This is a genomic window from Mesorhizobium erdmanii USDA 3471, assembly GCF_000472705.1.
GTDB lineage: Bacteria > Pseudomonadota > Alphaproteobacteria > Rhizobiales > Rhizobiaceae > Mesorhizobium > Mesorhizobium erdmanii.
In genome coordinates, this window is sequence record NZ_KI421454.1 from 141,240 (window position 1) to 158,931 (window position 17,692).

Below are 17,692 nucleotides of genomic sequence, written 5' to 3' on the forward strand. Positions count from 1 at the left end.
ACGTTGGGTTACTTCTTCCCCGACCGAGCGCAGCTCACCGTTGAGAAGCTCTTCCATGAGCTTATGCAGGACGTTACCACGCAGTGCCCCCGCCCCGATTATACGTTGGCCGTCTGACGTTATATCCAGGACGAAGCTGTCCATCGTCTCGGCGCTGCGGTCCGCGTCGCGCTCGCTTGGACGATCCCAGATAATCGGTCCTGAGGCCGCTTCGATCCGCTCGGCCTCAGCCGCGAAGACCGCCTCTGTCTGTTCATTCGTGTCGGTATGCGCAGGGCTGGCCACAGGGGCCGGCAATGAGTCAATTCGAAGTTCGGTCAACCGCTTCTGACCAAGATCCATCACGCGCGACCAGGAGCGTGAGGATGCCCCTGGCAGGTCGGGGATGACCAGCAAGTCGCGGGCACGTGTGGTCGCCACATACCACAGTCGCTCACGCTGCCTGGCTTCGCGGAACTCCTCTTCTTCGCGGGCGGCCGCAAGCTCTGGCGGCTCGATGCCTCCGACGATCCAATGGATCGTGTCATCCGACTGCCGATAGACGAACTGGTCCTGACCCTTGAAGCGGGTGGACGAGTTCACCGTGATGACGATCGGCCATTCTAGACCCTTCGCACTGTGCATGGTGACGATTTCCACCGAGTCGCCGGAAACATCCACCCTACCCTCGGGGTGACGGCGCTTGCGTTCCCACCCACGCTGGAGATCGAGAGCAAATGCGCGCAGGCCCGCAACTCCATACGGTCGTGCAAGCTCGACGATGGCATCGAGGTTTGCCAGTGCGCGGGCGTTGCGTTGGCCGTGCCGGGCGGCCATCACAACCCGAAGGTCCAGGCGCTCGATCGCATAGGCGAGCAACTGCATGGGAGTGAGTTCCGCCGCGAGACGGTGCAGCCCCTGGAGCTTCACGAGCACATCGCGTGCAAGGGGATGGACCACCTCGTGCGCCGATGTCCGAAGTTGGAATCGCCGCCGCGCATCGGCATCGGGCTGGAGGGCCGCAGTGATGTCGAGTAGCTCTTCGTCAGTCAGCCCCACAAGCGGACCACGCATAAGGCCGCCGAATGCCAGCGTGTCCAAGGGATCGGCCAAGGTTCGAACCAGGGCGAGAAGGTCCTGCAACTCCTGTCGGCGGAACAGCGCGTTCCCAGCCTGGGAGGCCACCGTGATTCCTTCTCTTTCAAGAGCGCGCTCGTACCGCCAGAGATCGGTATGAGTCGGCGCCAGCAAGGCTATGTCACCGGCGCGCAGACGCCGCTCGGTGCCGTTCGCCTCGGTTATCGTGAGTGCCCCGATCAAGCGGGCACACAGCCCCGCCACCGCCGCCGCCTCCGCCTCGCGCTGCTCCTCGGCGCGAGCGTCGCGTGGAACGTCAACCGTGAGCTTGGCAGCCGCAGGGAATGGCAGCGGGGACGGGTTCACGGTCGCGGTCAAGGGTACGAAGCCCGGTTGTCCCGGCTTTGCCAGCACGTCCTGGAACACCTGATTGACGTGCTCGATTACTTCCGAGCGTGACCGGAAGTTTGCAGTGACGGCAAGCAAGCAGCCATTGGCCGATTTCGCGATGATCGACTTTGCGAGGGCGTAGGCCTCGATGTCGGCGCCGCGAAAGCGATAGATTGCCTGCTTCGGATCGCCGACCAGGAACAACGCGCCGGGGCGAAGCTGCGTCTCGTCCCATCGCCTGGGGCGCGTGGTGGCGGCGATGCAGAAGACGATTTCAGCCTGCAGCGGATCGGTGTCCTGAAACTCGTCGACGAGAAGATGCGGATAGCGGCCGGCGAGCCAATAACGGATTTCTGGATGCTCGCAGACGAGAATGCGCGCCTGCCTCAACAGGTCGTCGAAATCCAGGACCGCTGCATCGCGTTTGCGTCGGTCATATGCGTCAACGACTTCGCTCAAGAGCGCGGCCAGCTCGTGTACGAGCGCCTGCGCGATCGAGCCGATCAACAGGCGGTATGCCGCGCTCACCTGCTCGAACTGCTCGGCGGCCTCGCCGGCCCGACGCTCGCCCTCGACCGCACCAAGGGCGTCCTTCCAAGCGGTCTTTCTCTCGTAAGGCTGCAGGTCGATGGACTTCGGGCGCATCGCACCGATGCGTGGCGGCTGGGTCAAGCGCCTGAGGGCCGAGAACTCGGTCTTGGCCAGAGCTTCGTCATAGAATGCGGCAAGCCGCGCCAAGTCATCGATCAGGTCCGCTGTGCCCGTTTCGACAGGCCCTGCCGCGTGCCAGCGGGAAAACGCTGCGACGGCTTCGGTAAACGTCCGGTCTGGCCTGGATGAAAGATCCGGTGAAGGCACAGTCGCGGTACGATGGTCACGTCGCAGCGTGGCAAGTTCGCGAACGCGCTCGACCACACCAAGCGGATCGTCCTTGGCCAGGATAGCGATCGCTCCATTTTCGTCTGCACCGTCCGCCAGCTTGCCCCTCAGCCATTCGGAAAGAACTTCATTGAAAAGCGCCTCGGCAATAGTCTCGTCGACGACCCGCGATCCGGGATCGAGACCGGCGGCCAACCCGTGGGAGCGAAGGATGCCTTGGCAGAATCCGTGGATTGTCGTGGCGGTAATCTCATCGAGACGGGGCGCCGCGGTCTCGAGATGGGCAAGCTCGTCAGCACCCAACGGATGGGTGACTATTTTAGCAAGCGCCGGCGGGACCTTGCCGGCGCGGAGCTCGCCGATTGTCCAGCGAATCCGCGCTTCGAGTTCGCTTGCTGCCGGTTCGGTAAAGGTAATGGCGGCGATCTTGGAGGGCTCAATTCCGCTCGCTATCATCATCGCGACACGCGCCGCCATCAAGGACGTCTTCCCGGTGCCGGCCGCGGCCTCGACCAGTATGTTGGAGGTGAAATCGGTCAGGGCGCGCCTGCGAGCGTCAAGGTCAGGCAGGGTCACGGACTGCTCCAAAGCTTAGCAAGCGGGCTGTTCACCTGTGCGAACGGCCGTTGCTTGATACGGCGGTAAGCTTCCAGGTCCGACGGAAGAGCGATCGAGATGGAATCGAAGAACTCCGGCTGGGGACCCGGCGCAATCTGACCGATCCGCTGAAGTTTGACACCAGCCGCAGTGAATGAAATGGCCTGCTCGATTGCAGTCACCAGTTCATCATGGGCCAAGCTCAATGTGCGGGCAGGCTCATGCCGGAGATAGGTCAACCGCGACTCGATGTTTCGAACATCTGGCAGCAACGATCTGGCGGCCAGGGCATAGAAAACGCGTTGGAGCTCCGTCCCTCGATCGAAGATGACGGTTTTCTTGCGCTCCGGTGCCGCTCCCGCCTTGTAGTCGGTTATGATCGCCGAGCCCCTGGACCCGTCTTCGTCGAGCCGATCGATCCGGCCGCGAAACGCCACACCGGTTGTCCCGACTGCGACCGGCAAGGGCGTGGTCCAAGGATGAGGCCCATCAGTGGCCTCGCCGAAGGCGAGTTCGGTCCAGCTCTCACCGCGCGGTTCACCCAAGGCGTCTCTCAGGCCACGCGATGCGCGTTCGCGAGCCATTGACATGGTATGGCGCCAGAGGAGACCTGGTGGGACGGCTCTTGCGATTGGCCAGGCATCGTCCAGTCGCCTGGCCTCATCCGCAAGCGCGATCTCGATGTCATCGATGTTGCGGGGCGCTCCGTTGCGCAGCACTCCCGCAATGAGGGCGTGAACGAGCTCACCGAATGAGCGATGGTCGAGCGCGAACGGTTGGGGGTCGAGGTTCGGTTCACGCCAATGAAGCGCGTATTCCCAGACAAATCCGAGCGGATTACAGAGAAGCCGGTGAAGCGACGTCGTCGATTGCACCTGGGCGAGCGCGTCGAGAATCAATGGGTGGTCAGGCCGAACCAGCCCATCATGGGCTGTATGACTGTCGCTGTCCAGCCAGGCGCGCCAGCAAGCGCGGCTGGACCGAACCTGCGGTTGCTTGCCCGCATCGGCCGGCCTCGCATAGAGGCGATCGCTCTTACTGAATGCATGCCGAGGGATGGCGCTCCGACCAACAATTCTTTCTTGGTCGCGACGCCATAGCGTGCTCGCCGCCTGCAGCGCACCTGTTGCGCTCCTATGTCCGCGCGACAGGGTGTAGTCGGCGGATTGGTTGACGATGATGTCGTGCATCATTCGATCGTCGTCGGCGATATCCGCCGACGGGAGGTGAATGTCCTCGAGAAGATGCTCGGGAAGAAGCGGGTCTTCGATCGCCCGCCGTGGCCAGGCATTCGCTTCGAGGCCGAGAAGGCGAACGTGCTTCCGCGGTGCGCCCGCCAGATGGCGGGCAGGCCCCCAGACGATGGTGTTGCCGGGTTCGTGCCCGTCATCGAAACGGAGCGCCTGCAGCGACAATTCGATCGCCTGTGGCGGCGCCATGCGCAAGGCGTCCTGCCATAAGGTCAGCGACGGCCCACGCAACAATCGGCGTCCCGCCCTGTCCGCCTCGGAAATCCCTCCAGCGAGGAGTTCGAGAACCGGCTGCAATGTCCGCTCGGCAACATCGCCGTCGGTCCGCTCGGCGCGCGCCCGCTCAAGGGCGTGTTGCCACAGCTGGGGACTCGTTAGCGCGGCGCTCCGCCTCAGACCCTTGGCCCAATCGAGGGGAATGCTCTCACGCGCTGGAGGGACACGGGCCAACAGCAGGCGGACCCGCTCCTGGGACAGACCCCTCAACAAGATGTCGGCGAGCGCCGCGCAAGTCTGGCCCTCGCGGGTCGCCAGAGCCGGAATGCCGTGGGTGAAATGCAATGGGAGCCCGGCCTCACGCGCGAGCACCAAGAAAGTGTCATCCCAGCGCGTCGGCGCGGCCGCCGTGATGGCGATCTCTTCTGGAGCGATGCCGTCCTCGACTATCCGGGCGCGGGCCCAGCGGAGCGCTTCGCGCACTTCACTCCGCGGATCGGCGCAGACATCGGCTGCGACGAGGAGACTGCTTGTCGCGGGGACGGTTTCCGTCCTTCCCGGAAACCAGCTCCGTCGACTATGGGACGACGCCACCCATTTGACTGGAACAACGTTGCAGAGCTGCACAATGAGCTGGCGCCAAACGGGCCTTACATCGGCAACCTCGTGAATGGTGACCGGACCAACCAATCGTGGCGCGAGATGCAGGCGCGTAAGCGCCGCCTTGACGAGGTCAGGCGTTGCCAGAACTCCTCGTGGCAACGCTTCTCGAACCCGTCGTTCCAGCAAGGTGAAGTCCTGAAGGCGGAGATTGTCCGGTATGCCCTTTGGGACATCGGCGTCCCACCAGCTCCGGAGCGCGGAGAGCACAGCCGATGGCATTCCGGGCAAGCCGGAAACCTTGCCGATGTCTTCGTATCCGCCAGCGTCGAGAGCCTGCCTTATTACGGGGTACAAGATTTCCTGCGATGCCGGCGCGATAAAGCCGCCTGCGAGGCGTGCGCCAAGAAGCGGAAGGGTCAGTATCTGGCGCCCGGTGGCTCCTTTACGAGCGGCATCGAGCCGTTGCATCCGCAACGCCAGCGGTCCGTCGACAACCACAGAGTGAATAGACATGATGCCCGCCTCAGCCAGCCTCTGCCCGCCGAGCGAATTCGGCCTCGATATGAATGACCAAGCCTTCGAGGGCTTCGCTCAGCCTCTCAAGATCGGGCTTGCTTATGGATCGTTCCTGACCGTCGTGATCACGGCCGTACCGATGGACGCAATCGTGCCGCACCGGCACGAACTCCATAAGCGTTTTCTTGGTCGCCTCATCTGGAAAAATGGTCGAGCCGAGGGCGCTCCGGTAGTAGTGATCGATCTTCACGAAGTTATGGTACATCAGTTCGCGCAGCCGCATGTGCACCCAATCGCGAATGGCGTTCGGATTGGAGGCGAGTTCAACGACTTCGATCTTGTCCGCAACCCACTCCTTGTTGCCCTTCACCAAAGCTGACATTGCCTGCGGATCGTCGAGCACCAGTCTGATGAGACGATCGCTGAGGTATGCTTCGATGGCGGAAAAGTACTGGACGAGCAGCATGCGGTTCAGCNCGNCAATGAGGCCCCGCCCCTCCATCTCGGCGGCGATATGACCGATGTCGTAGGTCGCAAATTTGAAGATCTGTGCCGGGTCGCTCGGTAGGTTCTCGCGCTGATACGCTTCCACCTCCCATGGGTCCTCGGGAGTGTTGACCGGTTCATCGATCACGCTCACATGGATATTTTCATTCATCAAGTTTGCCACGAGGCAGGCCCCAGTATTCCGGATACCGACATCGAATTGCTGGTCGCATCCGGGGCAGGCTACCGTCTGTTCGGCGTAGCCCTGCGCGTCGGATTCGCGGTCCGCTAGGACATCGTAGCTCGGAACCTCTTCAATGGTTTCGGCGATCGTCGCTCCGCATCGGGGGCATACAAACTCAAGCGATGGTTCCCGAGGCGACATGGCGTGCCCTCTGTGTTGATCGGACGATAGTCGGTGATGCGTGATCGTGATCGGGACTTCCGTCATGCAAGTTCGTTGTAAAGCGGCACGGTCGGGGCGTGTGCGTCGATCGCCTTCGCGACACTGACGGCGAGAGGAAGATGCCCCTTCTCGGCGTGCCAGACCTGGCGGAAACGCCGAACGGTTTCCGTGGCGGTGTCGATGACGAGCTTTTCGGGCAAAAGTGCCTTGGCCGCCAGATGACGAAGCTCATCGGCATCGAACTCGGCCATCTTCTTGGTCCTAGAAAAATTGAGTGCGGCCGTGTCCTCGCCCTCGATATAGGGGATGGTCGACACCAGATCGTAGGCAGGCGATAGCGCGGCAGTACGCCGGTCGGGATAGATCAGCGACCAGTTCTTGAGGTGCATGTCGCCATTGCCGATCAGAGCACTAAATACGAGGCGACGAATGAACTCGGCCGCGCCGGCATCTCCGGCCTCGGTGCCGATGACGCGCGCGATGTTGGCGTAACTTGCTCGCTTGTACTTGTCGTCCGGGAAGACCCCGAACACCTGCGCGAAATCCTCGGTGTGGATGGGGCCGTCGCCGGCTCGGTCGAAGCGGCTGACAGCAAGCGCCTGGCCCTTCAGCTCGCCAATGCCTTCGGGAATGCCGGAGATCGCATCGAGGTCGATGAGGTTGATGATCGGCACCTCCATGCCGATCATGCCAGCGATCGTCATCATCGAAAACTCGTTCTCCGGAACGCCGGTGAACTGCTGGGACGGGAGCTTCACGATCCACGAGCCGCCGACGCCCTCTGCGGGAATGGTCAAGCCCCCACCCTTCCCCGCGTTCTCGAACGCGGAGAACTTGAGTTGAACCCCTGCGAGCGAAAAGCGCAGCGCATTGGGTTTGGCGTTTTCCGGCAAGTCCTCGTCAGCACCAGGTGGAAGGGCGTCGCCGGCCGCCGCATGGATCGAGAGTGCGCCGGGCAGGTCGAGCCCCAGCACCCAGAGTAGGAAGAATTCGCGCTGCTGATTGACCCCGGCCCGCTCGGCGAGATAGCGGCGCAGACCGCCCTCCGGCAACAGGTTCGAGAAGAAGGGCGGAACGACACGCTGTGTTGGGCGAATTTTGGTGATGAGGCCCCCAAGGTCGTCCTTGAACGACAGGCTGAGGGTCGGTCGATCCGGGTTCTCGACGTAATCTTCGTTGAAGGCAAAGATCGTCCGATCGCCCTGCAAATGGGTTAGCGTGCCAATCGGCTGGTCGTAAAGCCGCACGTCGAGAACCGAGACGTCAGGCATCGGCATCTCCACCGTCCAGCGAATAGGCGGATCGCGGCTCCGACGGAGCGGCATGGGCGATTGAGTTGCGTAGTCGCTGCAGGTTCTGCGCGATGTCACGCACGATGGGTGCTGCCTGCTCGCTCGCTTGATAGCGCTCGAGGCGGGCGATCAGTTCGCGCACCAGCTGCATCTCCTGATCGCTTAGGTTCACCCGCCGCAGAAAACGAAGTGTATCGTCGATACGATCGAGATCGGCCGAGCTCCCGTAAAGGTGCTTCATTTTCTTGACCAAGCGCTCCGCGCGGGCGAAGCGCTTGTCGTTTGGCTGACCGGCGTGGATATGCATGTCCGGCGTTGCCTGGGCCTTCACCAGGCCCAACACGGCGGGCACGAGCTTCTTCGGCACGAGCATGAGCTCCAAATCGAGCGCGCGGGTCATGTCGATGAAGCTCGACAGCCCCGGTTCCAACCTGCCGCCCTCAATTTGGGAGATGTGGCTCTGCGTCAGCCCGGCCCGTTCACTGAGCGCGCGCTGACTAACGCCGGAGGCCTCGCGGATCTCGCGTGCTTGTGCAATCAGGCTTTCGCTCTGGTATGCCATGATGTAGAATCCAGATCAAAACGACGGCGACGATCAGAATGTTATATCTAGATCGTCGCGCGGTCTCCGTCAACAATGATATTGAATACTAATCTTACCCGCGTTCCGATACAGGATACTGCATCGTTCGGATTGTCGAATTACGCTATGCATAGATGAGCGAGGGAGGCTTAACGGATGCCAAAAAAGGCAAAGGGATTTGAGACCGTCGCCGAAGCCTTGCGTTCGGTTGAGCGATCTATCGCCCGTAAGAAGAGGGCTCGTGAACGGCAGGCTGCGGAGGTCGCTGCACGCGTGCCAGGCGAAGGTTACGAACCTTGCATCGTCAGCTTCATCGATGTGCTGGGTTTCCGCAACCTCCTCGAAACGCGTCATGCCCACGACATTCGCGATCTGTTGCTGCAACTGCGGAAGTTCACCGCGCCGGTCGAAGCACTCCCAATCCGCCGAATGAAGGACGCACGGTTGCTCAGCCAAGCATTCGCCGACTCCGTTTCGGACGCCGTCGTGCGGGTCCGGGTCTTCGATACGCAGTTCAATGACGGCGCCTTCTTTCACGAATTGCTCGATCTGCTTCATGTGCAGGTTGAGTGCATTGGACACGGGGTGGTGATCCGCGCTGGGGTCGCCGTCGGCGATGCTCATGTAGGACTAAACGGCAAGGGGCCGGTTTTCGGTCCTGCCATGGTCCGGGCTTATGAAATTGAGACACATGAGGCGATCCATCCCCGCATCGTCGTGGACCAAGCCGCTTATCAGAGCTTTCTCGAGGATGCGCGGCTTCGCAAACAGGACCACGGCCTTGAGGAGGAGCTGCGCTATGTGGACCGCCTGCTGCGTCTTGACAGGGATGGCACACGCTTCATTAACTACCTTGGGGCAAGCGAGTCAGAGTTTGATGACCCGGCCAGCTATTTCCTTTTCCTCGAAAACCACGCGGAACTTGTCCGCAGAAAGCTGGCCGCGACGACTGGTCGCGTACGGGACAAGTTTGAGTGGCTGGCCGCCTATCACAATTCGGTCGTCGAGGACGTCATTGCCGAGTTTGCGGACGGGCACCGGTCGGCAGAGGCGTTCATGGCTGAGTACGAGGTCGATCCCGAGCCGTTCCTGCGCGCGATGGTCATTAGCGCGATGCCTGCTGGCTAGAGGATGGTACCCGGCGAGGTTCCGCCACCTGCCGCCGACGCACGTTTTGCTGATGGTCGGATGTCAGCCATTGGCGCGATCAAGCGGGAAAATCGGGGTCTTGTCAAAAGCCTTCCGATGCCAAAATTCTAACCAGGGTGACCGACTACACGCTAGCCGTTCTCGTCGCCAACGGCTTCGTTGGCCACTGTTGCGAGTTCACCCGCCAGCTGTTTTTCTTTCGAAAGCAGTCCTGCATCCTCGAGCGCCTCGAAATCCGGCAGGTCGCGCAGCGTGTCGAGCCCGAACTCCAGCAGGAATTCTTTCGTCGTCACATAGGTGTAGGGCGCGCCCGGCGTTGGGCTGCGCGGACCGGAAGCGATCAGGCCGGCACCGCGCAGATGACCAATAAAATCGCGACTGATCTCCTTGCCGAAGAAAGACGACAGTTCGGCGCGGGTGATCGGCTGGAAGTAGCCGATGCACATCAGCACCAAAACCTCCGACTGCGTAAGGTCGGCCGTCTTCCCACTTTCACCTACAGCAGCGCGGATGGCGTCTGCATAGGCAGGCCGGGTCAAATGTTTCCAGCCGCCGGCGACCGAAACCAGATCGTAAGGGCGGCCGCGCAGCTCCTCGCGGATGTCGTCGATGAGAAGATCAATGCTGCAGCTTTTCCCGACGATCCGGGCGAGCATTTCGCGGTCGACCGGCTCACTAGCGGCGAAGATCGTTGCTTCGACTCGGTGCATCCATTCACGCCAACGCGCTTCCGGCGGCAGATGATCCAGTTCCCGGTCAAACAGCTGGTCAGCTGATCGACGGTCATCTGGCTGGCTCCCTCCTCGCCTACGTGCACTCTCCGCCATTGTCTTCACAGCCCGTAGATGCGGAAGGTGGCGCGGCCGGACAATTCACGCACGGCACCGAGCTCGACCAGCCGGTCGAACAGGCGGCGCAGGCCGCGATCGCTCATGCCGGCGATTTGTTCCGAAGCGACGATCGCGTCGTCAGAGAGCAGCCTTTCCACGACGACGTCCGCCGCCTTGGCCCTGAGTTTCGGCGCAACCGCAAGCAGCCGATCCGCGCCGCGCTCAAGTTCGGCGAAAAGATCAACGGCGCGTAGCGCAGCGCGCGCCTGTGCGGCCAGCAGACTTTTAGCCCAATCGGCTTCCGTTTCGGCGCCGGCAGCCAGAGCGGCAGTCCCTGGCCGACGCGCCCGGCCCGTACCCACAACTAAGGTCGCTTCGGCGCCCAACAAAGGGATTGCATGCGTCCAGCCTAGCCGCTGCGCGAGCAACACATCGGCAAGCCAGGCTCCGAGAACGCGCCGGAAGCCGTAACGCTCCGCGGCCGCGAAGGCCCCGACCAGCGTTTCGACTGTGCCGGTGTTGGCGGCAAGCCGTCGCAGATCGTCCGCCAGATCGCTGACCGCCTCATCGTTGAGCGTAAGACCTAGATCTTCCCGCACCGCCGCGACATTTTTTTCCGTCAGCAGATCGTCCGCTGGCCGAGATGCCAGCCGCCGCCAAGCAAGAAGGAAAAGGCCGGCGGGACCGACATTGTCGCCCGGTCTTGTAAGCAATACGGCATCGCGCAAGGCCGCTTCGTCCTCGATGCGACCCGCCTGCTTTGCCGTTGCCGCGGCCGCTGAAAGCGCCAGCCGCTGCCGCCAGGCGCCGGCCCACCGCTCCTGCCGCCGCACCACCGCATCGAGTGCGCCGATGGTGGCGCCTGCGATGAGCGCCACCTCCTCAACATTTTTTCCCGCAAGGCTTTGCGCATCGGGAACCGCCCGACGCAACCAAGCAGGCACGGCGGCTTTCGATGCAGCGACGCTGGCTTCACCAGTCAGCGTACCGTGGTAGCGCAGGGACAGTTTGGGTCGAAGAATTATCCGCGACAGGATGAATCCTGGCGGCGCTTTTAGCAACCCGATTTGTACATAACCGCCGCGCCTGTCGCGCACACCAAACGAATGATAATCTTGCATTATCAGCCGTTTAAATCGTCACGATATCCATACCTCTAAGTAAGCCGGCTAACCATGCAGCTCTCGATGGAGCGCGCTTTCTGCTGCGCGGACGAAGATTCCGTGCAGCCATGTCACGAAACACTCGGCCCGCTCCTCTGCCGCCCGATGGTCCATGAAACCCCCTCCCCGCGCATGATCCCGGACACCTCCTTTCCGATGTACCGATCAAGCACCGGCCTCCATGGCACGAGCGTGAACTCGCGCGACTTATCGATCACGGCATATTTGCCGCTGGCAAGCTCGACCGATCGGCGCAGCGTGCCTTCTATTCGTTCTCCAGGCTGCGCTTCGGCATACGAGAGACCGAGCTGATCCGACAGCTGGCCGGCGACACGGTTCAGCTCGCGCTGGCGCAGGATCGAAATCATGTTGGCACGATAGACGACCCGGTCCTGTTCTTCGTGCGCGAGGCCTTGCGCGATCAGCCACTGCCGCCGACGGGCATGCGCCTCCCGCACCTCATGCCCGAAGCCTGAGTTGCGCAACGGCTCCGGTCTCTCGGCAACCAGGTTCCGGTCGAGCCAGGTGGCGCCTTCGAAGCTGACTTGGCGTTCCAGCGGCATTGATGAGAGCTTCTCGACTATCACAGGCTCGACCCTGGCCCGCAGGCGCTCGTATTCCGCGACACGATCGAGATGATCCGGCGCGATGATCCAGGTGCCATTCGGCTCGCGCTCCACGCCGCCGGTGGAGCGCCGGATCGCCTCCAGCCGGCGGATATGCGTCTCGGCAAAGCTTTCGGTGGCGAACGCATCATGCTTGAGGTGCATATCGACGCTGTAACGGCCGCCGTGTGCGGTAGCGATGTCGGCGATTGTACGGTCGACTTGCCTGGGCTTGGTATCCCTCGACGTGACACGCACGATGCAGCCGTCGGGCGTCGGTTCTGTCAACTCGCCTTTGCCGATGTCTATCCAATGGCTTTTGCCGTCAACGCCGTCGACGATGAGGTAATGCCGATCGTTGATTTCGTCGGCGAGCCCGCGCGCGACGAGGCGGCCGACGACCGGTGGGGAGGGCTCTTCACGTCGATCGTGGACAAGGTAATCGGCGGCACTGCGAGCGAGCCCCTTGCCAGTCAGTTCGCGGTGCATGGTCTTGATGATGTCGCCGCGTTCGCCGGTGCGGCGCAGCGTGGCTTCCAGCTCATCATCCAGGCGCCAGCGGACCGGGTCGACCTCCTCGGCTAAGCCCATCCGCTCGAGCTTGCGCAGACGGCCTTGATGCAGCGTCTGGCGAAAGGCGTCGCGGCCGTCCGTAGAAACAAGTCGGTCCTCATCGCGCATGCGCAGCAGCTGCCGGTCGATGCTGGTGAAGCGTTCCTGCTCCATTTCCTGGCGCAAGCGCTGTTCAATCTCGCGGTCGGTGCGGGGACCGAGGTCGAGGCTCACCAGTTCGGCCGCCCGTTCGCGGATGCCGCTCGAAATATACTCCCGCGCGATGACGAGGTTTTCGCCGCGATCATCCTTGCCGCGGACAATGATATGGGTGTGCGGATGGCCGGTGTTGAAATGGTCGACGGCAACCCAGTCGAGCCTGGTGCCGAGATCCTCCTCCATCTGCGCCATGAGCCGCCGCGTCAGCGGCTTGAGGTCGTCATACTCAATGCCGTCTTCCGGTGCGACGATAAAGCGGAATTGATGCCGGTCGCTATCCGCGCGATCGACGAAGGCCTTACTGTCGATGCGATCACTGCCGGGGCCATAGAGTTTGCCGGGTTCGCCTTCCCTGGTGACGCCATCGCGCTGGATGTAGCGCAGATGCGCACGCGCCCCGTCCGCACCCTTGCCGGCCAGCTTCACAATCCGCGCCTTGACCATCACCCGCCGCTGCCGGAAGGCGGCATACCGGTCGCGTGACTTGAGCAGCGCGGCCGCCGCCCCGCCGCGGCCTGTCCGGCTCCCCGTGAAGCGACCGCCGTGCTGGAGGCGGCCGCCGGCTCGGTTGATCGCTGCCTTGACCTGGCCGGCATAGCGCTTGCCTGCATTCGAGCCGCGCGAGCCGATCTTGCCGAGCTTCGGCCTGAACTCATCGTCCTGCATACCAGCCTCCGGGCAAATTCAAGCGAAACCTGAGTCTCGCTGGCCCACCCTCCTGGCGCCGCCGGCAGCCTCCGGCAAAAACGATGTGCAGACAAAGGCCTCGCCGCCTCATGGAGGCGGTGCCTTTATCTTGCCTTACGCGCCCCTCGCCTTAAGCGTCCCCGGCCCCTCCCGGATGCCCTCAACAACGCTAGCCATTGTGCTTCCTTGGCCGCGCGCGATCCCTGCCGAGCGGCACGAAAAGGCCGCCATTCGTTTCACCGGCGCGAACACCGTCGCGAAGGAAGAACAAAGAGCGTCCGGAGGGAGCGTTCCGCCCCTTTGAAGTTGTGGATTGGCCTTTGAATTGGTTCATGTCGGCCGCCGAAATCCCCGTCGCCTCAAGCTGTTTCAGATAGGCAACGGTCTCTTTCGGCAGCGGCCTTCGAAGCTTCAAATGGCCTTGATAGCGCTCGGGTCCAGCGTTGTAGGCGGCAAACAGGCCGGGGAATCCGAAACGCTTATACATGGCGCTGAGATAGGCGGTTCCGGCCAAGATGTTGTCGCGCGGATCGTGCGGGTCGGCTCCCAGACCGTGCTCGACGCGCATCTCCTGATAGGTGCCGGGCATCACCTGCATGAGGCCCATGGCGCCGGCGCGGGAGGTGATGGGACGGCCATCGAGGACGGTCTTGCCGCGGCTTTCGGCATCGATGACGGCGCAAATCCAGGCCTGGGGAATGTGGAAGCGTGCGCTTGCTTCCGATACGAAGTGCTGCCATCGTTGCAGCTGCGGACTTTGGGAGATGACGGCTGGCTCAGCGCCGGTCGAGGCGGAACAGGCGCATGGCGCGACGGCGATCATGCCGAGCATCAGGAGGGTCATTCGGTCCATAGCGGCACCAGCCTCCCGATGATGTTTTCGGCCGGCACCGGCCCGAAATATCGACTGTCGAAGGAGTGATTTTTCTCGTTGCCGAGCAGGAAAACCTCGTCATGGGCGAGCGCTCGGCAGCCGTTCCACCAGGGCAGCGGACGGCCTTGCGTGTCGATTTTGAGCCGACGGGCGACGATCTCGCCGCCGATGATGATGGCATTACTAAAGGCGCAGACATGCTCGTCCGGCAGCGCGGCGAGACGCTTCACCAGCGGTATATTGCGAGGCAGATAGCCGCGTTGGTCGGCGAGATAGGCAACGAAGCCAGGCGGGCGGGCGAGCACAAGATCGCCGCGCGCAGGCGTGCCAGACCCAACGCGATAGAGACCGACCGGCGCGCTAGCCGAGGCGTTCCAGACCAGCAAGGGAGACGGCTTTGGGAGCGCCGTGAAGCCTGTCAGGCTCAGGCCAATCGCGGCGATGGCGATTGCCTTGCGCGCCCGAACGCGCCGCAAACGGCTGCCGATCAGATGGATGGAAGGCCGCCGGCTCATGAGCGGTCTCCCTCGTCGGCTGAGCAGGAACCGCCCTTGTCATCGTCGGAGCCAGGTTCTGGCGGGCGGCCTTTCGACCAGTCGTCGAGTTCGTCGATGTGGTAGCGGACATAGCGGCCGTGCTTGCGGTATTTCGGGCCGCCGCCGGTCAGCCGCATCTTTTCCAGGGTGCGCTGGGACAGGCCGATATAGAAGGCAGCCTGCGCGGTGTTCAGAAACGGACTGCCCTTCTTGGCGCGGGCCGCGCGGTCGTTTTCGTCGTCCATGATGGTCCTCGTTTCGCTTCGGACAAGCGACCGCGAGGATCGGCGAACGAGGTCGTCGTGGGGACGGGCGAAGAGTCGGGTGGGAGTTTTCGCCGCCCCTTCGGGCGAGCGTCGGCGGGAAACCCCCGCGCCGAGTTGCGGCGCGAGGGCTTGAGCCGGCCGGTCAGTCGGCCGGGTTCCAGATGACGGCGTAGGTGTCTTGATCGTCTTGGCCGGCGGCGCGGCCGAGATTGGCGTAGAGCTTGCGCGGACCGAACTCCGGTGCGGCGATGGACAAGCTCACATAGTCGTTGCCGGAAGTCTCCCCGGTTCGGATCCAGCCGGCGCCGACCTCCACGCCCTGCGTCAGCACCCGGAAGTCGGGATGGTTGTCGGCGGACTTGCTCCGATTGGGCACGATGTCGATGTCGGCGCGGACGCTGAGTGTCCTGAGCTGGCCTTTGTAGCTGCCGTTTTCCTGCTTGTTGACGTAACCGATCGCGGTCATTTTCCTGTCTCCTTTTGCTGTCGCCGGGGACCATTCCCCTGCGATGGCGGACCGTGATGGGCGCGTCCGGACCGCCCGAACCCGGCAGGGCCGCAGCGGCAGCGAAGGACCCGAGCGGGCAGCTTTTTTGAAGCGAAGCGCGCGCGAGGAAGCCGCGTCATGCGGCGGGGAAAAAAGCTGGTGGCGAGGGTTTCGGGCGGGCTGGAACCGCCCATAGGTCAATGAGCCAGCCGCAGGGGAATGGTCCTCAAGACGTGTGGGGACAGGTCGCGTGATCGGGTGAGCACAACAAGCGATCGGAACGCGTGCGGCGGGTTCCGCGCGCTCAACACCGTGCCGAATCGATAAATGTGCCCGTGCACCGGGAGCCCCAGCAGGCATCTCGGCGTGGTAATCGAGCACTGACAAGGGCGAGCTTTGGCGGCCGGATGTTGTTGCCGGAAGGGGGTCCAAGGGGCGGAACGTGCAGCCAACGCGCCCCGGAGAGGCGCCAACCCGCGGCTATCGACGAGCCGCCTCGGCATGGCGGACTCATTCGAGGGTAACAGCGACCGGGCCTTGGCCCATTGATCGGCGGTCGGAAGCCGCCGCGTTTCGTGTGTTTTCGGTTGGGAACTTGGTCGAATCCGCGCCAGCAGGTTCCATTGGAGCGAAACCGATCGTCTCGGCGTGATCGAGGAATTCGACCACATTGATACCGATGGCCTTCGCGAGGTCCGCCTGGCTGAGACCAGACGCTTTTCTTTTATCGACGCGGACATACCCGGGTGATCGGCCAGCCGCCATCCGCCAAGGTTAGGTCGTTCCTAGCGGCGCGGCGGGCACGGCTGAGCCGCGTCCGAAGTCGACGAGGAAAGGGTATTGCTCCCCCGATTTCCGAAGAAGGCCACTGGTCGCAATTGCCCCTGTGGGCCGTGGCGATCTTTTGGTCGCGCTTGCGACATTCTTGTCAGCCTTCGGGACACAACAATGTTTTCGGATAGGCGCGCACGAGGGGGCAAATCAAGGAATCTCAATCATGCAAACGCCGTGACGCCCAGCCGGACTCGATCCTCACGGCGTGGAGACCGGCGCGCCGTGCTGAAGAGCTCGAAGGTGTCAAAGGCCTTCCTCGACAGGGGGAGCAGCAACAGCGCGATCGTAGGCGCGACGGCCGCGTCTTCGGAGATCGCAGCCTGCGCACGCAATTACACGCTAGAGACAAAGCCTTACGCGGTCGATGCCGGCGTGCGGCAATGCATCGGCTCGGCCCGTCCGGAACGGTTTTCGTCTTCCCTAGCCGGTGCGGAAGTTCTGACTACTCCGACAGTATAGCACCTTTGCGGTCCGGGTGACCAAGCGATTGTGCGGCGCGCGCCGTCTCGGTCAAGGCACGGCGCCCTGCTCAAGCCGACAGGGCTTCGGCAAAAGATAGTCCGATTCGGTGCCCCCAAATGAAATGGCATAGCGCTTGCTGTTATCCGTTAGAGCCCATCAAAGCACGTCGAAAGCGATGAACAGAACCCTGGCAAAAACGCGAAGTTCCATACCAGCGCCCAAGGAGACCGTGCACGTTTGCGCCGAACGTCCCCTCCAGACGTCCCTGCTCCGGTATCTGATTTGCGATGGCTGGTTCGAGACTGACGGAGCCGTGGCGCTCGCCCAATTGTCGCTTACCCGCCTCCGGCAGGAGGATGCCTTTTTGGAACACGGCGTCGACCAAGTGCGGCCTCTCGGTCTCAGGACTGTCGCCGACGCGATCAACGTGCATCAGGCGACGGTAAGCCGGGTGACGTCGAACACATACATGCAGACCCCCCGCGAAGTGTTCGAACTGAAGTATTTTTTCACCGTCGCGAGCGCGTCCTCCCAAGGTGGCGACGCGCGGTCCCCCCGAAGCTGTCCGCCATCGGATCATGGCGACAATCGCCGACGAATCGCAAGATGACGTGCTTTCCGACGACGACATCGTCGTCCGGCCCAAGGAAAGGGCGATCGATTTGCACGCCGCACCGTCACAAAAAATCGCGAAGCGATGAACATCCCCTCGTCCGTGCAATGCCGCAGGGAATGGCGCTTCTGGCGTTAATGC

The 17,692-nt window shown here is 62.7% G+C and carries 11 protein-coding genes and 2 pseudogenes; 2 read left to right on the plus strand and 11 right to left on the minus strand.

Translation table 11 applies throughout. From position 1 onward, the window contains the following. Positions 1 to 444: 444 nt before the first annotated feature. The 4 genes and pseudogenes from A3AU_RS1000000137065 to A3AU_RS0131095 all read right to left on the minus strand — a co-directional run. Positions 445 to 2,901 (minus strand): annotated as a pseudogene (locus A3AU_RS1000000137065) (UvrD-helicase domain-containing protein); the annotation flags it as partial. Next, positions 2,898 to 5,504: a PD-(D/E)XK nuclease family protein gene (locus A3AU_RS0131080; protein WP_027056355.1), complete on the minus strand. Its 2,607-nt coding sequence runs from the start codon at positions 5,502 to 5,504 to the stop codon at positions 2,898 to 2,900. The pseudogene A3AU_RS1000000137065 and the gene A3AU_RS0131080, both read right to left, overlap by 4 nt. 936 nt (positions 5,505 to 6,440) lie before the next feature. Beyond that, positions 6,441 to 7,670 (minus strand): type II toxin-antitoxin system HipA family toxin, encoded by a 1,230-nt coding sequence (locus A3AU_RS0131090; RefSeq protein ID WP_027056357.1) that lies wholly within the window; start codon positions 7,668 to 7,670, stop codon positions 6,441 to 6,443. Further along, a complete protein-coding gene (locus A3AU_RS0131095) occupies positions 7,663 to 8,253 on the minus strand; it encodes a helix-turn-helix domain-containing protein (RefSeq protein WP_027056358.1) in 591 nt (196 codons plus the stop codon). The genes A3AU_RS0131090 and A3AU_RS0131095 overlap by 8 nt, the downstream gene beginning before the upstream one ends. A 177-nt stretch (positions 8,254 to 8,430) precedes the next feature. Between A3AU_RS0131095 and A3AU_RS0131100 the strand changes: the two genes are divergently transcribed. Beyond that, on the plus strand, positions 8,431 to 9,402 hold the full coding sequence (locus A3AU_RS0131100) for a hypothetical protein (protein WP_027056359.1): 972 nt from the start codon (positions 8,431 to 8,433) through the stop codon (positions 9,400 to 9,402). A gap of 152 nt (positions 9,403 to 9,554) precedes the next feature. Here the strand turns inward: A3AU_RS0131100 and scpB are convergent, their stop codons facing one another. From scpB to A3AU_RS0131135, 7 genes are all read right to left on the minus strand, one after another. Then, positions 9,555 to 10,250 carry an SMC-Scp complex subunit ScpB gene (gene scpB / locus A3AU_RS01000000136445; protein ID WP_032918479.1) on the minus strand — a complete coding sequence of 232 codons (696 nt, stop codon included), beginning with the start codon at positions 10,248 to 10,250 and terminating at the stop codon, positions 9,555 to 9,557. A 5-nt stretch (positions 10,251 to 10,255) separates the two neighbouring features. After that, positions 10,256 to 11,236: a DUF1403 family protein gene (locus A3AU_RS0131110; RefSeq protein ID WP_051355536.1), complete on the minus strand. Its 981-nt coding sequence runs from the start codon at positions 11,234 to 11,236 to the stop codon at positions 10,256 to 10,258. A gap of 251 nt (positions 11,237 to 11,487) precedes the next feature. Beyond that, entirely contained in the window at positions 11,488 to 13,458 is a 1,971-nt protein-coding gene (gene rlxS, locus A3AU_RS0131115) for a relaxase/mobilization nuclease RlxS (protein ID WP_027056361.1), read from the minus strand. 190 nt (positions 13,459 to 13,648) lie between these two features. After that, positions 13,649 to 14,332 (minus strand): lytic transglycosylase domain-containing protein, encoded by a 684-nt coding sequence (locus A3AU_RS0131120; protein ID WP_027056362.1) that lies wholly within the window; start codon positions 14,330 to 14,332, stop codon positions 13,649 to 13,651. Further along, entirely contained in the window at positions 14,320 to 14,868 is a 549-nt protein-coding gene (locus A3AU_RS0131125; protein WP_027056363.1) for a S26 family signal peptidase, read from the minus strand. Before A3AU_RS0131125 ends, A3AU_RS0131120 begins: the two co-directional genes overlap by 13 nt. After that, complete coding sequence (locus tag A3AU_RS0131130) at positions 14,865 to 15,134, minus strand: helix-turn-helix transcriptional regulator (RefSeq protein ID WP_027056364.1); 270 nt, start codon at positions 15,132 to 15,134, stop codon at positions 14,865 to 14,867. The genes A3AU_RS0131125 and A3AU_RS0131130 overlap by 4 nt, the downstream gene beginning before the upstream one ends. A 163-nt stretch (positions 15,135 to 15,297) precedes the next feature. Beyond that, positions 15,298 to 15,621, minus strand: coding sequence for a DUF736 domain-containing protein (locus A3AU_RS0131135; RefSeq protein WP_006328923.1), 324 nt, complete (start codon positions 15,619 to 15,621; stop codon positions 15,298 to 15,300). 1,492 nt (positions 15,622 to 17,113) lie between these two features. On the opposite strand from A3AU_RS0131135, the pseudogene A3AU_RS1000000138490 reads away from it, so the two are divergent. Beyond that, positions 17,114 to 17,689, plus strand: a pseudogene (locus A3AU_RS1000000138490) (RNA polymerase factor sigma-54). Positions 17,690 to 17,692: the final 3 nt, after the last annotated feature.